At 69.3% G+C, this 19,824-nt stretch carries 14 protein-coding genes; 5 read left to right on the top strand and 9 right to left on the bottom strand.

Translation table 11 applies throughout. From position 1 onward, the window contains the following. Positions 1-183 precede the first annotated feature (183 nt). Positions 184-672: a hypothetical protein gene (locus tag VGU03_RS03135; protein ID WP_327478569.1), complete on the top strand. Its 489-nt coding sequence runs from the start codon at positions 184-186 to the stop codon at positions 670-672. Positions 673-762: 90 nt separating this feature from the next. Further along, on the top strand, positions 763-3,321 hold the full coding sequence (gene ligD / locus VGU03_RS03130) for a DNA ligase D (RefSeq protein WP_327478567.1): 2,559 nt from the start codon (positions 763-765) through the stop codon (positions 3,319-3,321). A 55-nt stretch (positions 3,322-3,376) separates the two neighbouring features. Here the strand turns inward: ligD and VGU03_RS03125 are convergent, their stop codons facing one another. Both VGU03_RS03125 and VGU03_RS03120 read right to left on the bottom strand, forming a co-directional pair. Continuing rightward, entirely contained in the window at positions 3,377-5,422 is a 2,046-nt protein-coding gene (locus tag VGU03_RS03125; protein WP_327478566.1) for an ATP-binding protein, read from the bottom strand. Beyond that, positions 5,419-6,891, bottom strand: a complete 1,473-nt coding sequence (locus VGU03_RS03120) for an ATPase domain-containing protein (RefSeq protein WP_327478564.1) — start codon at positions 6,889-6,891, stop codon at positions 5,419-5,421. Before VGU03_RS03120 ends, VGU03_RS03125 begins: the two co-directional genes overlap by 4 nt. A gap of 284 nt (positions 6,892-7,175) precedes the next feature. On the opposite strand from VGU03_RS03120, the gene VGU03_RS03115 reads away from it, so the two are divergent. After that, positions 7,176-8,207, top strand: coding sequence for an NADP-dependent oxidoreductase (locus VGU03_RS03115; RefSeq protein WP_327478563.1), 1,032 nt, complete (start codon positions 7,176-7,178; stop codon positions 8,205-8,207). A 44-nt stretch (positions 8,208-8,251) separates the two neighbouring features. Here the strand turns inward: VGU03_RS03115 and VGU03_RS03110 are convergent, their stop codons facing one another. After that, positions 8,252-9,520, bottom strand: a complete 1,269-nt coding sequence (locus tag VGU03_RS03110; protein WP_327478562.1) for a tyrosinase family protein — start codon at positions 9,518-9,520, stop codon at positions 8,252-8,254. Between the two features lie 681 nt (positions 9,521-10,201). Between VGU03_RS03110 and VGU03_RS03105 the strand changes: the two genes are divergently transcribed. Together VGU03_RS03105 and VGU03_RS03100 are read left to right on the top strand one after the other, a co-directional pair. Continuing rightward, on the top strand, positions 10,202-11,608 hold the full coding sequence (locus VGU03_RS03105; RefSeq protein ID WP_327478560.1) for an RAD55 family ATPase: 1,407 nt from the start codon (positions 10,202-10,204) through the stop codon (positions 11,606-11,608). A 2-nt stretch (positions 11,609-11,610) separates the two neighbouring features. After that, positions 11,611-11,973 (top strand): response regulator transcription factor, encoded by a 363-nt coding sequence (locus VGU03_RS03100; protein WP_327478558.1) that lies wholly within the window; start codon positions 11,611-11,613, stop codon positions 11,971-11,973. 13 nt (positions 11,974-11,986) lie between these two features. Here VGU03_RS03100 and VGU03_RS03095 read toward each other — a convergent pair whose 3' ends face one another. The 6 genes from VGU03_RS03095 to VGU03_RS03070 all read right to left on the bottom strand — a co-directional run bounded on the left by VGU03_RS03095 (position 11,987) and on the right by VGU03_RS03070 (position 19,797). Next, a complete protein-coding gene (locus VGU03_RS03095; protein ID WP_327478555.1) occupies positions 11,987-12,403 on the bottom strand; it encodes a VOC family protein in 417 nt (138 codons plus the stop codon). 66 nt (positions 12,404-12,469) lie between these two features. Further along, entirely contained in the window at positions 12,470-14,140 is a 1,671-nt protein-coding gene (asnB, locus tag VGU03_RS03090) for an asparagine synthase B (RefSeq protein WP_327478554.1), read from the bottom strand. 263 nt (positions 14,141-14,403) lie between these two features. After that, complete coding sequence (locus VGU03_RS03085) at positions 14,404-14,787, bottom strand: STAS/SEC14 domain-containing protein (RefSeq protein WP_327478552.1); 384 nt, start codon at positions 14,785-14,787, stop codon at positions 14,404-14,406. A 245-nt stretch (positions 14,788-15,032) separates the two neighbouring features. Next, a complete protein-coding gene (locus VGU03_RS03080; protein WP_327478550.1) occupies positions 15,033-16,820 on the bottom strand; it encodes a DHHA1 domain-containing protein in 1,788 nt (595 codons plus the stop codon). After that, entirely contained in the window at positions 16,817-17,722 is a 906-nt protein-coding gene (locus VGU03_RS03075; RefSeq protein ID WP_327478548.1) for a phosphoglycerate mutase, read from the bottom strand. The genes VGU03_RS03080 and VGU03_RS03075 overlap by 4 nt, the downstream gene beginning before the upstream one ends. Beyond that, positions 17,719-19,797 carry an ABC-F family ATP-binding cassette domain-containing protein gene (locus VGU03_RS03070; RefSeq protein ID WP_327478547.1) on the bottom strand — a complete coding sequence of 693 codons (2,079 nt, stop codon included), beginning with the start codon at positions 19,795-19,797 and terminating at the stop codon, positions 17,719-17,721. Before VGU03_RS03070 ends, VGU03_RS03075 begins: the two co-directional genes overlap by 4 nt. Positions 19,798-19,824: the final 27 nt, after the last annotated feature.

The following is a 19,824-nucleotide window of genomic DNA, read 5'->3' as shown; positions in this document are numbered from 1 at the left end:
CCACCTTGAACCCGCGATCCGTCACCTGGCGGACCGCCTCTACCTTGAACTCATCCGTATACCGCTTGCTGCTCATGGACACCTCCGAATAGGCCATTTTCCATGGCCCTGAGATGTCTAGGAAACCCTGGGCGATTCAGTGAGCCGAGGTCACACCACGACCGCAACTGCCGCAGACCTACCATGCCGCTGATCCACTACCTGGTGTTCTACCTGCCGGAGCAGACGCGGGTTCCGCTTTCCGTCTTTTTCGTGGTCGACGGCCAGGGGCCCGTTCGCGGCCTGTATTTCGGCGACGCTGGCAGCGGCACCTTGGAGGAGGCTTATTTCCGAATGGAGTCTTCCGGGCGGGGCGAGCTTTTCCTCGAGTGTGACAACCCCGAGGACGAGACCTTCATTCGCGACCGTGCGCGCACGACAGGCCGGCGCCGCATGGCCGCCCTGGTGCCAGACGATGTCGGGGTGTTTACCGAGCTTCGCGCGTATCGACGGTCCTGGTGGGCATTCGAGGAGGGCGACGATGTGCAGATGACCCCGCTCGGGTTGTCAGCCATGCGGCGGGTCAGCCGGACACGCAGGGGCGAGCCCGCACTGCTGTGCGCCCGGTCCCCCGCGCTGGACGGCACAGTGATCGAACGGATGCGCAGGTACTGGCCTCTGCGAGGCCTTTGACAGGCCGGTCTCGGGACGGGAGCGTGTTCGACCGCTCTTTCACGGCCCAAGTGCGACAGCTTGTGCACCACCGCTGCCGCGAGCCCCCGCGTGAGCCTCCAGGAATACAAGCGCAAACGCCGCTTCGATCGCACCCCGGAACCTTTGGCCGAAAGCTCCGTCCGCACCGGTGCGCGGCCGATCTTCGTGGTGCAGTTGCACCACGCCAGCCGGCGGCACTACGACTTCCGGCTGCAGGTGGGCGATGCGCTCAAGTCCTGGTCGGTGCCCAAGGGACCGTCCTACGACCCCAAGGTCAAGCGCCTGGCGGTGGAGGTGGAGGATCACCCGGTCAGCTACGCCGATTTCCAGGGCGACATCCCGGAGGGTTACGGCGCCGGTCACGTGGATACCTTCGATCGCGGCTACTGGTCCACGCCCTACGACCCGGAGGCGCAGCTGGAGAAGGGCCACCTGCAGTTCGAGCTCTACGGCGACCGGCTCAAGGGCGCCTGGCACCTGGTGCGCAGCGGCAAGCCCTCGCGCCAGCCGACCTGGTTCCTGTTCCACGACAAGGACCAGTTCGCCGGCGAGCTCGAGGCGGACGACCTGCTCGATGCGCGCATGGTCGCCAGCACCAAGGCCGCCGCGGGCAAGAGCGGCGGCGCCAAGGAGGTGGCCGAGAAGCTCGCCCGTGCACGCCGCAAGGCGCCGCCCAAGGCCAAGGCGCACCGCCACGGGAAAGCCGTGGAGCTGGCCGCGAACGCGCAGGGCGCGCGCAAGGCGCGTATCGACGCCGAGTTCTACGAACCGGAAACGGCGCGGCTCAAGGATGACCCGCCCACCGGAGATGGCTGGCTGCACGAGGTGAAGTGGGACGGCTATCGCATCCTCGCTGCCATCGCGGACGGCGAGGTGCACCTGTGGTCGCGCAACGCCCTGCCCTGGGACGACAGGATCCCCGACATCCTGCAGGCGGTGCAGGCACTGGGCCTCAACTCGGCGCGGCTGGACGGTGAGCTGATCGCGCTGGATGCCGACGGCCAGCCCGACTTCAACGGCTTGCAGAAGACGCTCTCGGGCGAGGCCAACGCGCCGCTGGCCTACATGCTGTTCGACGTGCCCTACCTGGAAGGCTGGGATCTCTCGCGCACGCCGCTGATCGAGCGCAAGGCAGTGCTCGAGGCGCTGCTGCAGGACGCTCCGGCGCACCTGTCCTACAGCTCCCACGTGGTGGGCAACGGCGCAGAGGTGTTCAAGGCGGCGGCCGAGCAGAAGCTCGAGGGCATCATGTCCAAGCGTGCCGACAGCCCTTACCGCGGCGGGCGCGGCGACGACTGGCTGAAGATCAAGCGGCTGGAGGCCGACGAGTTCGCGGTGGTCGGCTACACACCGGCCAAGGGCGGGCGCGAGGGTTTCGGCTCGCTGCTGCTGGCCCGCCCTGCCCCGGACGGCGGCTGGACCTTTGTCGGCCGGGTCGGCACCGGCTTCAGCAACGAGCAGTTGCGCGCGCTGTCGAAGACGCTGGCCAAGGGTGGCAGCAGCAAGCCCACCATCGGCCATACCGAAGGCGCGCCGCGCGAGTCGAAGTGGATCGAGCCCACCGCGGTGGCGGAGGTCTATTACCGCGGCATCGGCAACCAGAACCTGCTGCGCCAGGCGAGCCTGAAGACCATGCGGCCGGACAAGAAGCCACAGGACCTGCGCGACGGCGATCGCGCGCCGCCGGCATCGGCCGCTCCGAAGGCACCCGCCAAAAAGCGCGGCAAGGGCAAGCCGGCCACGGGCGAGCCGTCGATCCGCATCACCCATCCGGACAAGGTGCTGTACCCGGACGACGGCTACACCAAGCAGGACGTGGTGGACTACTACCGCGCGGTGATGGACTGGTTCCTGCCCGGCGTGGTCGGCCGGCCCACGTCGCTGATCCGCTTCCCCGAGGGCATCGGCCACCCTTCCTTCTTCCAGAAGCACATTCCTTCCGGCGGGCTGCACTACGTGGGCTCGGCGCGGCTGAAGGAGGAAACCGGCGCCTCGGCGGTGTACCTGTATCCCAAGGACGCCGACTCGATCATCGAGCTGGTGCAGTACAACACGCTGGAGTTCCATCCCTGGGGCAGCCACGTGGACGACCCGGATCGGGCCGACCGCGTGGTGTTCGACCTGGATCCCGGCCCCGACGTGCCGTGGGAGCGCGTGGTCGCCGCGGCGCGGCTGACCCGCAAGCTGCTCAAGGACATGGGGCTGGAATCGTTCCTGCGCACCACCGGCGGCAAGGGCCTGCACGTGGTGGTGCCGCTCAAGCCCGCGTCGGACTGGGAAACGGTCAAGCAGTTCGCGCAGGGGTTCGCCTCGGCGCTGGCCGGCGCGCACCCGGTCGACTTCGTGGCGGTGTCGACCAAATCGATCCGCAACAAGAAGATCTTCGTCGACTACCTGCGCAACGGCCGCGGCGCCACCGCGGTGGCGAGCTACTCGCTGCGCGGCCGGCCCGGCGCACCGGTGGCGGTGCCGCTGCGCTGGGAGGAGCTGGGCAAGATCCGCAGCGGCGCCGCGTTCGACATCAGGAGCACGCCCGAACGGCTCAGGCGCCTGCGCAAGAATCCGTGGGAAGGCATCGACGCGCTGGAGCAGTCGCTGGACGAGGTGCTGGCGCGGCTGAGTGGGTGACGGGGCGCGGCCGACTGCTGCGGGAGCCGGCCGTGACCGCGGGTCGGCCGGCCGGCTAAGGCAAGCCGACCCGTGCGCCCAGTCGCTCTCCAGCCTGCACGGCCGCCACCGGCACCAGCTCGTCCAGCGCTTCGGCGATGTCCGCCTGCCGGAACGGCTTGGCCAGGCGGGCCAATCCCTGGGTGTCCTCCGCGTGGCCGCTGTAGCCGGTGATCAGCAGCACCGGCAGCCGCGGCGACGACCGGTGCAGGCGTCGCGCCAGCTCCGCGCCGTCCATGCGCGGCATCTTGTAGTCGGTCACCACCACGTCGACCTGCAGCCCGTCCTGCAGCTTTTCCAGCGCTTCGCTGGCGCCGCCGGCCTCGACCACGCGATGGCCCAGCTCGCGCAGCATCGCGGCGGTGCCGTCGCGCACCAGTTGCTCGTCGTCGACCAGCAACACGTCCAGCGGACGACTGGCGGTGTGGGGGCGGCCCGGGTGCAGCTCGCGCCGGTGCGATACGGTCGCCGCGGGAGCGAGTGGCAACCACAACTCTACCCGCGTGCCCTTGCCCGGCTTGCTGGCAATCGCGAAGTGGCCGCCGAGCTGGCCGGCCAGGCCATGCACCATGGACAGGCCCAGCCCGGTGCCGCGACCGGTCTCCTTGGTGGAGAAGAACGGCTCGATCGCGCGCGCCAGGGTGCTTTGGTCCATGCCCGTGCCGGTATCGGCCACGCACACGCGCAGATAGTCGCGACGCGGCAGTTCGGGCTGGGCCCGACCCGGCGCCACCACGTCCGCCGTGATGGTGAGCGCGCCGCCCCTGGGCATGGCATCCCGGGCATTGACGCAAAGGTTCAGCAGCGCCAGTTCCAGCTGGTTCGGGTCGGCCAACGCATGCGGCAGGCTGGGCGGATATTCGGTGTGCAGTTCGATGGTCGCGCCGACCGAACTCTTGATCAGGTCGCGCATGCCATCGAGCAACGCCACCATGTCCACCGCCTGTGTTTCCAGGGTCTGGCGGCGGGCGAAGCCCAGCAGGCGCTGGACCAGGATCTTGGCGCGCTCGGCCGATTGCAGCGCGCCGTCGATCAGCCGACCGGTGCGTGCGTCGGTGTCGCTGTAGCGTCGATGCAGCATGTCGAGTGCGCCGGTGATCGGCATCAGCAGGTTGTTGAAGTCGTGCGCCACGCCGCCGGTGAGCTGGCCGATGGTTTCCAGCTTCTGCGCCTCGTGCAGCTTGGCCAGCGCCTCCTGGCGTGCAGCGGTTTCCTCGCGCACGCGCTGCTCCAGCGTGGCGGTGAGCTCGCGCAGCGACTGCTCGGTGGCGCGCTGTTCGGTGACGTCCGTGTGCACGCCGACCCACTCGCGCACGCTCCCCTTGCTGTCGAACGCGGGGATGGCACACACGCTGAAGGTGCGCCATTCACCACTGGCGGTGCGCAGGCGATGCTCGACCTGGAAGGTGCTGCGGCTGGCCAGGGCGGCTTCCCAGGCCCGCAGCGTCGGCTCCACGTCGTCCGGGTGCAGGGCCGCGGCCCAACCCCGACCCTGGTATTCATCGAAGCCCTGTCCGGTCATCTGGGCCCAGCCAGGCTGCTCGCCCCGCATCATGCCTTCCGCGTCATTGGTCCACAGCACGCCCTGCACCGCGCGGATCGCCGCGCGGAAACGTTGCTCGCTGTCGTGCAGCTCCTCCAGCCGCGCGCGTGCCTCGTATTGCCGGCGCCGCCCGCGCAACGCGGCCTGCGCCAGGCTGACCAGCGTGGTCGGGTGGAACGGCCGCTCCAGGAAGGTAACGTTGCCCAACACTTCGAGCAGGCGGCTGGCGGTGGGGTTGCGTTCGACGCCGCCGCGGCGGGTGATCAGGATGAAGGGGAAGTCGGACCACTGCGGTTGCTGCTCCAGCCACGCGGCCAGCGGATACAGGTCCGCCTGCGACAGGCTTTCCTCGGTCACCAGGGCGGTGCCGGCGCCGGCGCTCACGCCGGCGACCAGTGCCTCCAGCGAGGGGCAGACGTGCGAGCGCAAGCTGGCCTCCGCCAGGATGGCGGCAGCCACCTGCGCGTCACGGCCGTGTGGCGCCAGGATGAGGATGCGTTCGGAGAGATGAGGGATCACGGTCTGTCCCGCAGCAGGCGTTGCTTGCGGTCCGCGATAAACGTCGGTACGCCCCGCAGCACGCCCTGGAATTGCGTCAGCGGCTCGCCGAGCTGTAATCCCTGGGCGCCGATGCGGTACTCGCGAATGGTGTCCTCGTGCGCACTGGTGCGCTTCTTCACCACCGAAATCGCGCGACGCACCTGGCCGGACGCTTCGAAGTAGCGCAGCAGCACGACCGTGTCGGCCAGGTAGGTAACGTCCACCGGCGCCTTCATGTCGCCGACCAGCCCGTGCTGCGCCACCGTCAGGAACGTGGTGACCCCGCGCCGGTTCAGGAACTGCAGCAACTCGTGGATGTGCAGCACCAGTGCCTTTTCTTCCGGCATCGCGGCCTGGTATCCGTTGAGGCTGTCGATGACCACCGTACGCACGCCTGCATCCACGTGCTGGCGCACGCGGGCGGAGAACTCGCCCGGTGTCATCTGCGCGGCATCGATCTGTTCCACCACCAGACTGCCGCTGTCGACCATGCCCTGCAGGTCGATGCCCACCCCGAGCGCCCGCTGGAACAGCAGGCCCCGCTCCTCGTCGAAGACGAACAGTCCGGCGCGCTCCCCGCGCGCCACCGCGCCGGCGACGAAGGTCAGCGTCAGCAGCGACTTGCCGGTGCCGGCCGGACCCAGCACCAGCACGCTCGAGCCGCGCTCGATGCCGCCGCCGAGCAGCGCGTTGAGTTCGTCCTGTTCGCACGAGAGCATGTCACGCTCGTAGCCTTCGCCGTGCTCGCCAGCCACCAGCCGGGGAAACACCTGCACTCCGCCGGGGCGTATCACGAAATCGTGGAAACCGCCGCGGAACTGCCGGCCGCGGTATTTCACCACCCGCATGCGGCGGCGCTCGGCGCCGTAGTCGGGCGACAGCTCCTCCAGGCGGAGCACGCCGTGGGCGACGCTGTGCACGGTCTTGTCGTTGGTGTCGCTGGTCAGGTCGTCCAGCATCAACACGGTGGCGCCGGAGCGCGCGAAGTAATGCTTGAGGGCGAGGATCTGGCGGCGGTAGCGCAACGAACTCTGCGCGAGCAGGCGTATCTCCGAAAGGCTGTCCAGCACCACCCGGTCCGGATCGATCCGTTCCATGGCCTCGAAGATGCGATTGGTGGTTTCGCCCAGCTCCAGGTCGGAGGAATACAGCAGGCTTTGCTGTTGCGCCTCATCCAACAGGTTTTCCGGCGGGACCAATTCGTAGATGCCCACGCCGTCCAGCGACCAGCCGTGCGCCGCGGCGGTGCCGCGCAATTCGTCCTCGGTCTCGGACATGGTCACGTAGAGCACCCGCTCGCCCGCATCGCGGCCGGCCAGCAGGAACTGCAGCCCGATGGTGGTCTTGCCGGTGCCGGGGCTGCCTTCGAGCAGGAACAACCTTCCCCGCGAGAAGCCACCGTTGAGTACGTCGTCGAGCCCGGTCACGCCGAGCGAAGCCTGTTCCATTACACGATCCTCCAAGGCTCAACCTCCTTTTCTGGCTGCCTTTGAATGTATTTCCTACCACAGCTTCCATTGGACGGATGAGAAGGCGGGTCCTGGCGCTTCCCAGGGCACGCCAGGGCCAGCCCGCCCGCGCCACCGGGGCTTCCCGGGCAGTCCCGGCGGTGCGGCCGTCCCCCATAGGCACTGCCGCTTGATCTGCACGTCGTCGCTACGGAGGATCGCCAAAGGTGGGCGGGCGCCCGATCTTCCAGCCGCACTCGTTCAACCCAGCCCGGTGTACGTCCATGACCGCGATGCCGCACGTCAATCGCCAGATCACCCTCGCCGCCCGCCCGGTCGGCGCGCCTTCCGCCGCCGATTTCGCGCTGGTCGAGCGGCCGGTGCCCGAGCCTGGCGAGGGCGAGCTGCTGCTGCGCAATCGCTATCTCTCGCTCGATCCGTACATGCGCGGGCGCATGAGCGACGCGGAGTCCTATGCCGAGCCGATGGCGGTCGGCGATGTGATGATCGGCGCCACGGTGGCGCGGGTGGAGGCATCCCGGCATCCGGACTGGCACGAGGGCGACCTGGTGCTGGCCTACGGCGGGTGGCAGGACTTTGCGCTGTCCGATGGGCGCGGGCTGAGCCGGCTCGATCCGGGGATGGAGCGCCCATCGCTCGCGCTGGGCGTGCTGGGCATGCCGGGCTTCACCGCCTACATGGGCCTGCTGGACATCGGCCAGCCCAGGCCCGGGGAGACGGTGGTGGTCGGCGCCGCCAGCGGCGCGGTCGGCTCGGTGGTGGGTCAGATCGCCAGGCTCAAGGGCTGCCGCGTGGTCGGCATCGCCGGCGGCAACGAGAAATGCGGCTACGTGGTGGACGAGCTGGGCTTCGACGCCTGCGCCGACCACCACGCCGAAGACTTGCCGCAACAATTGGAAGCGGCCTGCCGGCAAGGCATCGACGTCTACTTCGAGAGCGTGGGCGGAGCCGTGTTCGACGCGGTGCTGCCGCTGCTCAACGCCAAGGCACGCATTCCGCTGTGCGGGCTGATCGCCCAATACAACGACACCCGGCTGCCGCCCGGCCCCGACCGCATGGGACTGCTCATGCGCACGCTGCTGACCAAGCGCATCCGCATGCAGGGTTTCATCATCTTCGACGACTACGGACCGCGCTTTGGCGAGTTCCTTGCGCCGATGAGCGAGTGGGTTAGGCAGGGGAAAATCAAATACCGCGAAGACCTCGTCGAGGGGCTCGAGAACGCGCCGCAGGCGTTCATCGGCATGTTGCGCGGGAGCAACTTCGGCAAGCTCGTGGTGCGTATCGAGCCGTAGCGCCGGCGGTCCCTGCCCGCGCAGGAGCCGCCGGGCCCATGTGCCTACTTGACCGGATCGGCCTGGACGCTGAAGGCGCCGATGCGGATGGTCTGGCCCTTCGATGGCCGCTTGCTGCCATCGACGCGCACGAAGGACACGCTGAGCTTGTCCAACTGGATCGGCCAGATGCGCCGCAGGGCGTCGGTGGCCGGGAACTCCAGCCGCGCGCCCTTGCTTCCGGCGCTGGCGTGCATGCCCTGCATGCCCTTGCCCTGCATGGCGGCCTTCATCTGGGCCTCTTCGATCTCGAACGGGCCGACCATGCCCAGCAGGAAGTTGCGCTCGTGGCCAGCGTTGGCGGACGAGTCGGGAAGGTTGATGTAGACCTTGTAGAAATAGCCGCCCTTCTCGCCCAGGCCGGTGAGATGGACGTCGTCGAGCACCACGCGCACGGGGCCGGAGTTCGCCGCGCTCGCACCGGCCGGCTGGAGCATGGCCGAACGCACGCGGCTGGCGCCCTGCGCGCCGAGCGCCACGTCGACGCTGAGCGAATGCTCGTCCAGCGTCAGCGGCGCGGACGAACCCAGCGGCGGCCCGGCGACGGCGGCCGGCTTGGCCGGCAGCGTGCCAGCCAGGCTGAAGGTCGGCGCGAGCGCGGAGGACGAGGGCGGCGGTGGCGGCGGAGCGGGCAGCGACGTGGGCATGGTCTCGTCGTCGTACTGATAGCCGAAGTAACGGGTCGTGGTGGTGGTCCACACGGCCGGCACGGGCTTGATGGCGGCGCCGTACTGGAAGCTTAGGTTCCAGTAGCTGTCGGACGTGGCGGGCTGTTGGCGTCCGCCGCCGGCCGCGGACCAAGCCGCCCACAGGCGGTCGATGCTGGCGTGGTGCACCCAGAACAACGGGTCCCAGGGCGAGTAGTGGACCGACGACATGATCCCGCCGATTAGGTTGTGCACCGGGTTGTGAGGGCGCGTTTCGAGCAGCGGCTCGAAGGCATTGGTCAGGCCACGCTGGAAATTGGTGATGTTGTTGGCGAACGGGTCTAGGCTGAGCGCCCCGCTGACGTCCGAACCGGTGCGCCCACTGTGGTAGAGCGGAGTCGTCGGGTCGAGGAACTGCGCCGGCACCTGAGGGTTGGCGTAGTAGTTCCAGTACGGCAGCACCAGGTTGGGATCGCCCGATACCTTGCGCAGCCAACCTTCGAAGCGATACAGGAAGCCGCGATGCCAGGCCAGGAAATAGGGCTTGCCGTGCGGGCAGTAGGTGTTGTGCACGGCTGGCCAGTACGACCAGCTGGCGGGATCGCGGGAATTCTTGTTCGCGCACATCAGGCTGACCGCGTTACACAGCGACGCATAAGTCGGTCCGGTGCAGAAGGCATCCCAGCTTTGCCGCACGCGCAGACCCGTCGAAAGAGCGACCCGCGGCAGCAGCGGGACCAGCGCCACGGAAAGTGACGACTGCAGAAAACGCCTTCTGGAAATCATGATGTCCTCCGTTGACGGCAGCCTCGGCGGGCGGGGCGCTCCTGCGCCCGATCCGGAATAAGTGCGAGAGACTACCGGCGTGCAATATGCTGTGGCTGGCACTCCGGAATGCTGCATTCGGTGCGGCACGCGAACTCCTCTCGTGTCTGCCGTTGCGCCTGCTCCGGACTCCTTTCAGTCGGATCCACCCCGTTCTGATAACGGGGAGTTAAGCCGCGGCCGCGTCAAGCGTGGGTCAAGGATGAAGGCCCATGCCGGGCCGTTCGCTGGCATGCAACCGCTTCGCGCTAGTCGGACGCGTGCGCAAGGCGAACGCTGCCGTTGGCGGACGCAACGGTGCGCAGCGCAGCGCATGCGTCGGCACGCTCCACGCGCTTGCCGCGTTCCAGCAGAACCTTTCGCGCCATGGATCTCCATGGCGGTTCAAATGTACGCGGCGTTACAGGCTAAGATGCGCGGTCCGGAGTGGTGCGATTACGCCGTGCCGAAGCCCGCGGGCAGTTTCCTGGAGCAGCGAAAAACGTGATCGAAAAATTGTCGACGGGCATCGAGGGGCTGGACCGGCTGACCGATGGCGGCTTCCTGCGCGGTTCGGCCTACATCGTCCAGGGGCCGCCGGGGGCGGGCAAGACGATCCTGGCCAACCAGTTCTGCTACGCGCACGTGCGCGGCGGCGGCCGCGCGCTCTACATGACGCTGCTGGCCGAATCGAGTTCGCGCATGCTCGGCTACGTCAGCCAGATGGGATTCTACGAAGGCAGCGCCCTGCCCGATGCCATGCAGTACATCAGCGGCTACGGCGTGCTCGAACGCGAAGGCCTGCCGGGCCTGCTCAAGCTGGTGCAGCACGAGATCAAGCGGCATCGCGCTACGGCGATGGTGCTCGATGGCACCTTCGTCGCGCAGTCGGTGGCGTCCGAACAGGAGTTCCGCGCATTCATCCATGCCCTGCAGGGAGTGGCAGGCATGGCCAACGCCGTGCTGGTGATGCTCACCCATCAAAACCGCCAGGCCAGTTGCCCGGAACACACCATGGTGGACGGCTGGATCGAGCTCAGCGACGAGACGCAGGGCTTTCGCGCCTACCGCACCATCCAGGTTCGCAAGCACCGTGGCGCGGCCATCCTGCCGGGCAGGCACCGCTTCCGCATCACTGAAGAAGGAATCGCGGTGTTCCCGCGGGTGGAAGGTTCGATGAGCGTGGCGGCTCCCGCGCGCGCCGACGCGCATCGCGTTCCCTCGGGCCTGGACGAGCTCGATGGTTTGCTCCGCGGCGGCTTCCCGGCCGGGTCGGCGGCCCTGCTGGTCGGCCCGACCGGTTCGGGCAAGACGACGCTCGGCATGCACTTCCTCGCGCGCTCCAGCGCCCAGGAACCGGGTCTCATGCTCGGCTTCTACGAAACGCCCGCGCACCTCCGCCAGAAGGCCCGCAACGTCGGTCTGGATCTGGACGCCCCCATCGAGGCCGGCGCGCTGGAGCTGGTGTGGCTGCCGCCGGCAGACAATATCGTCGACGAGCTGGTGCACGACATCGTGCGCCGGGTGCGCGCACGCCAGGTCAAGCGCGTGTTCGTCGACGGTCTGGTGGCGATCCGCGACAGCCTGGTGATCTCCCACCGCATGCCCTACGTGATCAACGCGCTCAGCATGCAACTGGCCGCGCTCGGCGCCACTGCGCTGTACAGTTCCGAGATCCCCGAGCTGCGCCTGGAAGAAACGCTGATGCCCAGCGACGAACTGTCGGCCATGGTCGACAACGTGCTGCTGCTCAACACCGGCCGGCGCGACCAGGCGTTCCGCCGCTACCTGTCGGTGATCAAGCTGCGCGACAGCGACTTCGACCCGCGCACCCACGAGTTCCACATCACCGACAGCGGCATCGTCTTCGGGCCCGACCCGAAGATCCTGCTGCCCCGGGAAGCGGGCTGATCATGCTGCGCGTGCTTCTGGTCGAGGACGAGCCTGACGTTGCGCTGGTGGCGGCCACGGTGCTGGAGGAAGCCGGCTACCACGTGACCGTCGCCTCCGATGGGCGCGACGGCCTGGACATCGCCCTGCAGGAGCAGCCCGAGCTCATCGTGAGCGACTTCATGATGCCGCACCTGAGCGGCCTGGAGATGATCCAGGCGCTGCGCGAGGCCGGCTATGCGCGGCCGGTCATCCTCACTACCGCTATTCCCGAAGAACACCTGCCCTACCGCCCAGGCTACGACGCCTATCTGGCCAAGCCCTACGGCATGCGCGAACTGCTCGCGCTGGTGGAGGGGTTCCGCCTGCAGATGGGCCTGGGCTGAAACGCGGCGGCCTTCAGCGGTCGCAGTTGACCATCCAGGCCACGCCATAGCGGTCGGTGAGCATGCCGAAGCGCGCAGCGAAAAAGGTTTCGCCGATCGCCATCTGGATGTTGCCGCCCTCGGCCAGCGCGGCGAACACGCGGTCGGCCTCTTCCGCCGACGAGGCGCCATAGGCCAGCGAAAAGCCGCGTGGCGGCTCGCTGGGCGCATTGGCCATGCCGTCGGAAGCCAGCAGCAACGGACGGCCTTCGGTGCCCAGGCTTGCGTGCATGATCTTCTGCGACCAGTCCGCCGGCGCTTCCTTGGCCATGGGCGAGCCGGCGAAGCGATGCAGTTCCAGCACGCTCACGCCACCACCGAGGCAGCTCGCATAGAAGGAGAGCGCTTCTTCGCAGCGGCCGTTGAAATAGAGGTAGGGAAGCAGGTTCATGGCGTGGCTCCGGTGGGCGGGCCGCCGGATGATAGGCGCAAGGCGGGCGGCATGGCGTGGCAAGGCCTAGGTGAGGAGCGCCTGCGCGTGCACGCCCTGCACCGCCCGGCCCGAGGGATCGGCGCGGCCGCCGAAGGACGGGTCCCAGGCCAGCGCCGCGGGCGAGGAGCAGGCGATCGATTTGCCGCCGGGCACGGTTGCCGCGCAGGCCGGGCCGGGGAAGTGCTTCTCGAACAGCGCACGATAGAGATAGGCCTCCTTGGTCGCCGGCGCGTTGTACGGCCAGCGCGATCCCGCAGCGGCGAACTCGCGGTCGCTCACCGCCTGCTCGGCGTGCGCCTTCAGCCCGTCGATCCAGCCGTAGCCGACGCCGTCGCTGAACTGCTCCTTCTGCCGCCACAGGATCGCCTCGGGCAGTGCGCCGGCGAACGCCTCGCGCAGCACCGCCTTCTCGATGCGCCCCTGGCCGGCCATCTTGTATCGCGCATCGAAGCCCATCGCCGCCTCGACGAAAGCCAGATCCAGGAACGGCACGCGCGCCTCCACGCCCCAGGCCATCATCGCCTTGTTCGCGCGCAGGCAGTCGTAGCCGTGCAGCGTGTCGAGCTTGCGCACGGTCTCCTCGTGGAAGGCCTCGGCCGAGGGCGCCTTGTGGAAGTAGAGATAACCCCCGAACAGTTCGTCGGAACCTTCGCCGGAGAGCACCATCTTCACGCCCATCGCCTTGATCCGCCGCGCCAGCAGGAACATCGGCGTGGAGGCGCGCACGGTGGTGACGTCGTAGCTCTCGATGTGGCGGATCACCTCCGGCAGCGCGTCCAGCCCCTCCCAGAAGGTGTAGACGAAGCCGTGGTGCACGGTGCCCAGCGCCTCGGCGGCGAGCTGCGCGGCGGCGAGGTCCGGCGAGCCGTCCAGGCCGATCGCGAAGGAGTGCAGGCGCGGCCACCAGGCCTCGCTACGGCCGCCGTCCTCGATGCGCTCGCGGGCGAAGCGCGCCGCGCAGGCGGCGACCAGCGAGGAATCCAGCCCGCCGGAGAGCAGTACGCCGTAGGGTACGTCGGTCATCAGCTGGCGCTGTACCGCCTGTTCCAGCGCCGCGCGCAGATCGCCCGGCGCCCTGCCCCGCGTCGCCGCGTAATCGCGCCAGGGACGCCGGTAGTAGCGGCGCAACCCGCCGTCGGCGCTGTCGTAGACGTGGCCTGGCGGGAATGCCGCCAGGTCAGCGCACACGCCCACCAGCGCCTTCATCTCCGAGGCCACGCACAGCCGGCCGGCCGTGTCGTGACCCCAGTAGAGCGGACACACGCCGAGCGGGTCGCGCGCGACCAGATAGCGCTGCGCGGCGCCATCCCACAGCGCGAAGGCGAAGATGCCGTTGAACCGCGCCATCCATTCCACCGGATCGCCGCCTTCGCAGTAGAGCGCATTGACCACCTCGCAATCCGAGCCGGTGGTGAAGTCGTAGCCGCTGCCCAGGCGCAGCTCGGCGTGGTTGTAGATCTCGCCGTTGGCCGCCAGCGCCAGCGTGCCGTCGCGCGAGCGCAGCGGCTGCGCGCCGCTGGCGGGGTCGACGATGGCCAGGCGCTCGTGCACCAGGATCGCTCCCGCATCGATGAACACGCCGGACCAGTCCGGCCCACGGTGGCGCTGGCGTTGCGAAAGCTCCAGCGCCTGCCGGCGCAGCCCGGCCAGGTCATCGCCCGGCGCCAGGTCGAACATTGCGAAGATGCCGCACATGATGTCGTTTCCCTCGTGGTTTGGTTGCCCCGGAAACGACGAAGGCCCGCACGGGGCGGGCCTTCGTCGCGTAGTCTTTGCTCGAACGTGCGGCTACGCGCCGGCCCCCTGGTGCAGGCGACGGTTATTGTTCGGGCGATTGTTCACGGACGGCCGCACGTGCGCCGCACAGGGCGCAGCGGTGGAGGCGGAGCGGGAGATCGGCGTGGACATGGGGCGAGTGGAGCAGCTTTGCGGCGGACGCGCAAGCGTGCGGCTGGCGCTCAGGCGTGGTGCTCGCGGAAGGACTCGCTGATCCAGGCCTTGGCCTCCATCAGCTGTTCGTTGCGGTACAGGCGGAATTCGCCCGGCACGGTGAAGCCCATCGTGCGCGCCACCAGCCGCAGCCAGCCGACGTCGGTCACTAGCGCGATGCGCTCCCAGCCGCTCCAGTGGCGAAAGCCCAGTTTGGTGTCGTCCCACATCGCGCCCGGCTCGAAGCCGGTGAACTCGTGGCCGACGTGATAGAGCAGCCGCAGCTTGCGATTGAGCGCGAAGGCGGCCTCCACGTCGGGCACGAACACGTTCTCGTAGTCGGCCGCGGTCACCTTGCCGCGCGCGGTGAAACCCAGCGCGCCGGCGGGAAGGTCGGTCATCTGCTCGATCATGGGGTGTGTCTCCGCGTGGTCGGAACCCCATCCAAGCGCGGCAGGCGCGGCTATGCAAGCTTGGGTGCGTGAAAGCGAGGGGCTCTGCGCCACGTGAGGTGAGAGTTCCCAGGGCAGAGACATCCCCCTTACCCAGCCCCGGACGTTGTCTGGGGACAGGGAGCCGAGCGCTTCACGTTCTCGCCGTGACTCATGGTCCCTCTCCCCCGGCTCCGCCGGGGGAGAAGGTTGGGAAGAAGCCTTCGTCAGAGCGCCGGCTCGACGTGGCGCAGCAGCAGGCGCGTGCTCTCGCGGCCCTGCCAGTCATTGATCGACAGTTCGAACACCGCGCGCAGGCGTGGCGGCGGCGCGGCTTCGCGCACGTTGAACATCACCGCCTCATGCAGGCCGCCATCGCGCGGATCGCGCAGGCTCAATCGCCAATGGCGCTCGCCCATCGCGCGCCATTGCGCGCATTCGAACAGGTTGTCGAACAGCGGCTCGGGAAAGCCCTGCCCCCAGGGACCGCCGTCGCGCAGCTGGCGCGCGAGGTCCAGGGTGAAGCTGCCCGGCGGGAGCTCGCCGTCGGTGTAGAGCACGGCCTGCAGGCGTTCCTCGTCCAGCCATTCGCGGGCGACGGCGTCGAACGCTTCGGCGAAGCGGGAATAGTCACGCGCCTTCAGGCTCAGGCCCGCCGCCATCGCATGGCCGCCGAAGCGCTCGATGAGGCCGGGCACGCGTGCGTCGATGGCAGCCAGCGCATCGCGCACGTGGAAGCCGGCGATCGAGCGCGCGGAGCCGCGCAGCTCGTCGGGGCGGCCTTCATCCGCCGGTGCGAAGGCGATCACCGGACGGTGCAGGCGCTCCTTGAGCTTGGAGGCCACCAGGCCGACCACGCCGGCATGCCAGGAGGGCTCGTACAAGGAGACGCCGGTGCGTTGGTCGATGCCGTCCAGGCCGAGGGCGCCGATCATCGCCTCGGCTTCGGCCACCATGGCGTCCTGCAGGCCGCGCCGCTCCTGGTTGATCGCGCTCAGCCGATCGGCGAGCACGCGTGCCTGCTCCGGGTCATCGGTGAGCAGGCATTCGACGCCTAGGCGCATGTCCTCCAGCCGGCCGGCTGCGTTCAGGCGCGGACCGACGGCGTAGCCCATGTCGCTGGCGCAGATGCCCGACAGGCTGCGCTTGCCCGCTTCCACCAGGGCATTGATGCCCGCGCAGGCCTGGCCGCTGCGGATGCGCCGCAGTCCGGCCTCCACCAGCACGCGGTTGTTGAAGTCCAGCGGCACCAGGTCCGCCACGGTGCCGAGCGCGACCAGGTCGAGCAGCCGGCCGAGGTCGGGCTCCGCGCGCCCGTCGAAGGCGCCCTGCCCGCGCAACCCTGCGCGCACGGCCAGCAGCAGGTAGAACATCACGCCAACCCCCGCCAGCGCGCGACTGGGGAAAGCCTGGTTCATGCGCGCGTCGTCAGCGCACGCCGCACACGCCGGCTCGGCGTGTCCGCAGGCATGCGGGTCGAGGACATTGGGGTTGACCAAGGCATCGGCGGCGGGCAAATGCGCGCCCGGCAAGTGGTGGTCGGTGACGATCACGCGGATGCCGCGGGCCTTGGCGGCGGCCACGCCGGCCACGCTGGCCACGCCGTTGTCCACGGTGAGGATGAGTTGCGGCGTCGGGTCCAGCGAGGCGACCAGCGCGGGGCTCAGGCCGTAGCCGTGCACGAAGCGGTTGGGGATGGCGTAGCCGACCCGCCGCGCGCCGAGCAGTCGCAGCCCGCGCATGGCCACGGCGGTGCCGGTGGCGCCGTCGCAGTCGTAGTCGCCGGCGACCACGATCGACCAGTCGCTGGCGATGGCCTCGGTCAGCAAGGCCACCGCACGCTCCAGCCCACCCAGCGCCTGCGGCGGGAGCAGATGGCGCAGGCGATGCTCGGCCTGCGCCGGGTGCAGCACGCCGCGTGCGGCGTAGACCTGACGCAGCACCGGATGCACCGCAGCGCTCCAGCCTTCCGGCGCGCCCTGCGGTGCGCGCCGCCGCAGCACGGGCGTCCTCATGCCCCGGCCCTGCGCCAGAAGCGCCAACGGTGCCCGGGGCGATGCCGCCAGCGCTCGCCGCTGGCGAAGTCCAGCCCGAGCACGTGCCGGCGGGCGAGCGCGTCGATGCGCGGCCACCAGGTTCCGGCGATCTGCGCGGCGGGCAGGTCCTGCAGGTCGAGCAGCCAGCCGGGCCGCAGACTCCCGGCCTGATCCGCACGCGAATGCAGGGCCACGCCGGCGCGCGCCGCCAGCGCACGCAGCAGCGGATCGTCGCTCACCACGCCCTGCAACGGCGTGCGCACGTGTGCCGGCAAGGTACCTGCACCCCACAGCCACAGGCTGTTGACCGGCGGCTGGCCGGCGGCACGGCGCCGCGCGTTCAGCGGATGCTGGTGCAACACCACCTGCAGGTCGTTCTGCAGGATGCGCCAGCGGCGGCCCTGCGGCCCCTGCGGCAGGTGCTGCAGCAGGTTCTCGCCCAGCGCCTGTTCCGGCGCGGGAAAGTCCGGCACCGCCATGCCCGGCGGCAGGCGCAGGTGCCAGCGCTCGGGCGTGGTCAGTTGCAGGCACATGCCCTGCTCTTCGAACAAGGGCACGAGGAGTTCGGCGAACGCCTGGGCCTCCTTTTGCGACAGTTCCATCCGGCCACAGGCGAGCAGACGCACGCCACTCATGTCCGGCTCGACCCAGGCCGGGTCGGCGCACAGCCAGGACGCGTCGCCCGCATCGCCGGCGCTCGCCTCTCGGGTCAGCGCGCCGGCGGCCAGCGGCTGCGGGGCATCGAACCAGGCCGCAACTCCGGCGAGATAGCCGTGCGGGCCGTCAGCCTGGCGATCGGCCCGCGCAAGCAGGCGGCGCAGCGGGTGCGCGGGCTCGAAGCGCGCCAGTGCGGGCAGCCACACCTGCAGCGGCGCACTCATGCGCTGGCGGCCTCCAGTTGTTCGTAAAGCTCCAGCCATTGCGCTTCGAGGGTTTCCTTCTCGCGGCGCAGGTCGGCCTGGCGCTGGCCGAGCTTCATCAGCTCGGCGGTGGGGCCGTTGTAGGTGGCCGGATCGGCGAGCTTCGCATCCAACGCGGCGAGGTCGGCATCGATCGCCGCGACGCGTGCCTCGATCTTCTTCACGCGCGCCTTGGCGGCCTTGTCCTGCTCGCGCTGCGCGGCGGCGGCACGGCGCCGGTCGGCCGCGGACTCGGCGGGCGCGGCCGGCTCGTTCGGTTTCCTGGTCGCCGCGGTGCGTGAGCGCAGCCAGCGGGCGTAGTCATCGAGGTCGCCGTCGAACGATTCCACCGCGCCGTCGGCCACGCGCCAGAAGCTGTCGCAGACCAGGCCGAGCAGGTGGCGGTCGTGCGAGACCAGCACCAGCGCGCCGTCGAAGTCGGCCAGCGCATCGGCCAGCGCCTCGCGCATGTCCAGGTCCAGGTGGTTGGTGGGCTCGTCCAGCAGCAGCAGGTTGGGCTTGTCCCAAGCGATCAGCGCCAGCGCAAGGCGCGCGCGCTCGCCGCCGGAGAAGCCGTCGACCGATTCGAAGGCGCGGTCGCCGGCGAAGTTCCAGCCGCCGAGGAAATCGCGCAGCACCTGCGCGGCCACGCCCGGCGCCTTGTCCTGCAGATGGTCGAAAGGACTGGCGCCCTCGCGCAGGCTCTCGACCGTGTGCTGGGCGAAGTAGCCGATCTTGAGGTCCTTGTGCGCCTTGCGCTCGCCGGCCAGCGGCGGCAGTTCGCCCACCAGGGTCTTGACCAGGGTGGACTTGCCGGCGCCGTTGGGGCCAAGCAGGCCGATGCGCTCGCCGGCTTCCAGCCGGAAGCGGACGTCCGATAGGACGACCGCCGCTTCATGACAAGAAACACCGTCCGCAAGGACGACGTTTGCTCCCTCTCCCTCTTGGGGAGAGGGTTGGGGTGAGGGGTCAAGGCTTGCCTCAAGCTCCATCGAAGCCTGCTTTGATGACAGTTCACCGCTAGCCCCGGCTCTCACCCCAGCCCTCTCCCCCGTCATTGATGAAAGATGGGGGAGAGGGAGCAGAGCTGGGTAGCCAGCCGACACTTCTTCCAGCTGCAACATCGAATCGGGCAACCGCTCCGGCACCGCGAACTGGAACCGGAACGGCCGCTCCGCCCGCACTGCCTCGGTGCCGGCCAGCTTCTCCAGCCGCTTCATCCGCGACTGCGCCTGCTTGGCCTTGCTGGCCTTGGCCTTGAAGCGGTCGACGAAGGACTGCAGGTGCGCGCGCTCGGCCTGCTCGCGCTCGTGCGCGATCTGCTGCTGGCGCAGCTGCTCGGCGCGCAGGCGCTCGAAGGTGCTGTAGTTGCCGCTGTAGAGGCGCGCCCGGCCCTCGTGCAAGTGCAGCGTGTGCGAGGTCACCGCATCGAGGAACTCGCGGTCGTGCGAGATCACCAGCAAGGTGCCCTGGTAGCGGCGCAGCCATTCCTCCAGCCACAGCACGGCGTCGAGGTCCAGGTGGTTGGTGGGCTCATCGAGCAGCAGCAGGTCCGAGGGCGCCATCAGCGCGCGGGCCAGGTTCAGGCGCACGCGCCAGCCGCCGGAAAACTCCTTTACCGCACGCTCGTGGGTTTCCGGCGCGAAGCCCAGGCCATGCAGCAGGCGGCCGGCGCGGGCGCGGGCGTCGTAGCCGTGGAGTTCCTCGATGCGGTGATGGGCGCGGGCCATCGCTTCGCTGTCACCGCGGGCCTGGGCGTCGGCTTCCTCGCGCAGGGCGGATGCGACCTCCTCGTCGCCGCCGAGCACGTAGTCGATCGCGGCATCCGGCAGCGCCGGCGTCTCCTGCGCCACCGAGGCCAGGCGCAGCTTCGCCGGCAGGTCCAGCTCGCCCGCGTCCGATTCGAGCCGGCCCTGCAGCGCGGCGAACAGACTGGACTTGCCGCAGCCATTGCGGCCGATCACGCCCAGGCGCCATCCGCTCTGGATGGTCAGGTCGATATCGGATAGCAGCAGGCGGCTGCCGCGGCGCAGGGCGAAATGGCGGAACGCGATCATCGGAAGGAACGTGTACGGGCGACCCGA

It is taken from the genome of Frateuria sp. (genome assembly GCF_035944355.1).
Taxonomy (GTDB): domain Bacteria; phylum Pseudomonadota; class Gammaproteobacteria; order Xanthomonadales; family Rhodanobacteraceae; genus Frateuria_A.
Note: the sequence above shows the minus strand (reverse complement) of the source record. Positions and strands in the feature narration are given on the sequence as shown.

Bases quoted from the DNA above. Each gene is read 5' to 3' on its own strand.
- VGU03_RS03135 (WP_327478569.1), top strand. From the start codon at position 184: ATGCCGCTGATCCACTACCTGGTGTTCTACCTGCCGGAGCAGACGCGG.
- VGU03_RS03120 (WP_327478564.1), bottom strand. From the start codon at position 6,891: ATGGAACAGGCTTCGCTCGGCGTGACCGGGCTCGACGACGTACTCAAC.
- VGU03_RS03115 (WP_327478563.1), top strand. From the start codon at position 7,176: ATGACCGCGATGCCGCACGTCAATCGCCAGATCACCCTCGCCGCCCGC.
- VGU03_RS03110 (WP_327478562.1), bottom strand. From the start codon at position 9,520: ATGTGCGCGAACAAGAATTCCCGCGATCCCGCCAGCTGGTCGTACTGG.
- VGU03_RS03100 (WP_327478558.1), top strand. From the start codon at position 11,611: ATGCTGCGCGTGCTTCTGGTCGAGGACGAGCCTGACGTTGCGCTGGTG.
- VGU03_RS03095 (WP_327478555.1), bottom strand. From the start codon at position 12,403: ATGAACCTGCTTCCCTACCTCTATTTCAACGGCCGCTGCGAAGAAGCG.
- asnB (WP_327478554.1), bottom strand. From the start codon at position 14,140: ATGTGCGGCATCTTCGCAATGTTCGACCTGGCGCCGGGCGATGACCTG.
- VGU03_RS03085 (WP_327478552.1), bottom strand. From the start codon at position 14,787: ATGATCGAGCAGATGACCGACCTTCCCGCCGGCGCGCTGGGTTTCACC.
- VGU03_RS03080 (WP_327478550.1), bottom strand. From the start codon at position 16,820: ATGAGGACGCCCGTGCTGCGGCGGCGCGCACCGCAGGGCGCGCCGGAA.
- VGU03_RS03075 (WP_327478548.1), bottom strand. From the start codon at position 17,722: ATGAGTGCGCCGCTGCAGGTGTGGCTGCCCGCACTGGCGCGCTTCGAG.
- VGU03_RS03070 (WP_327478547.1), bottom strand. From the start codon at position 19,797: ATGATCGCGTTCCGCCATTTCGCCCTGCGCCGCGGCAGCCGCCTGCTG.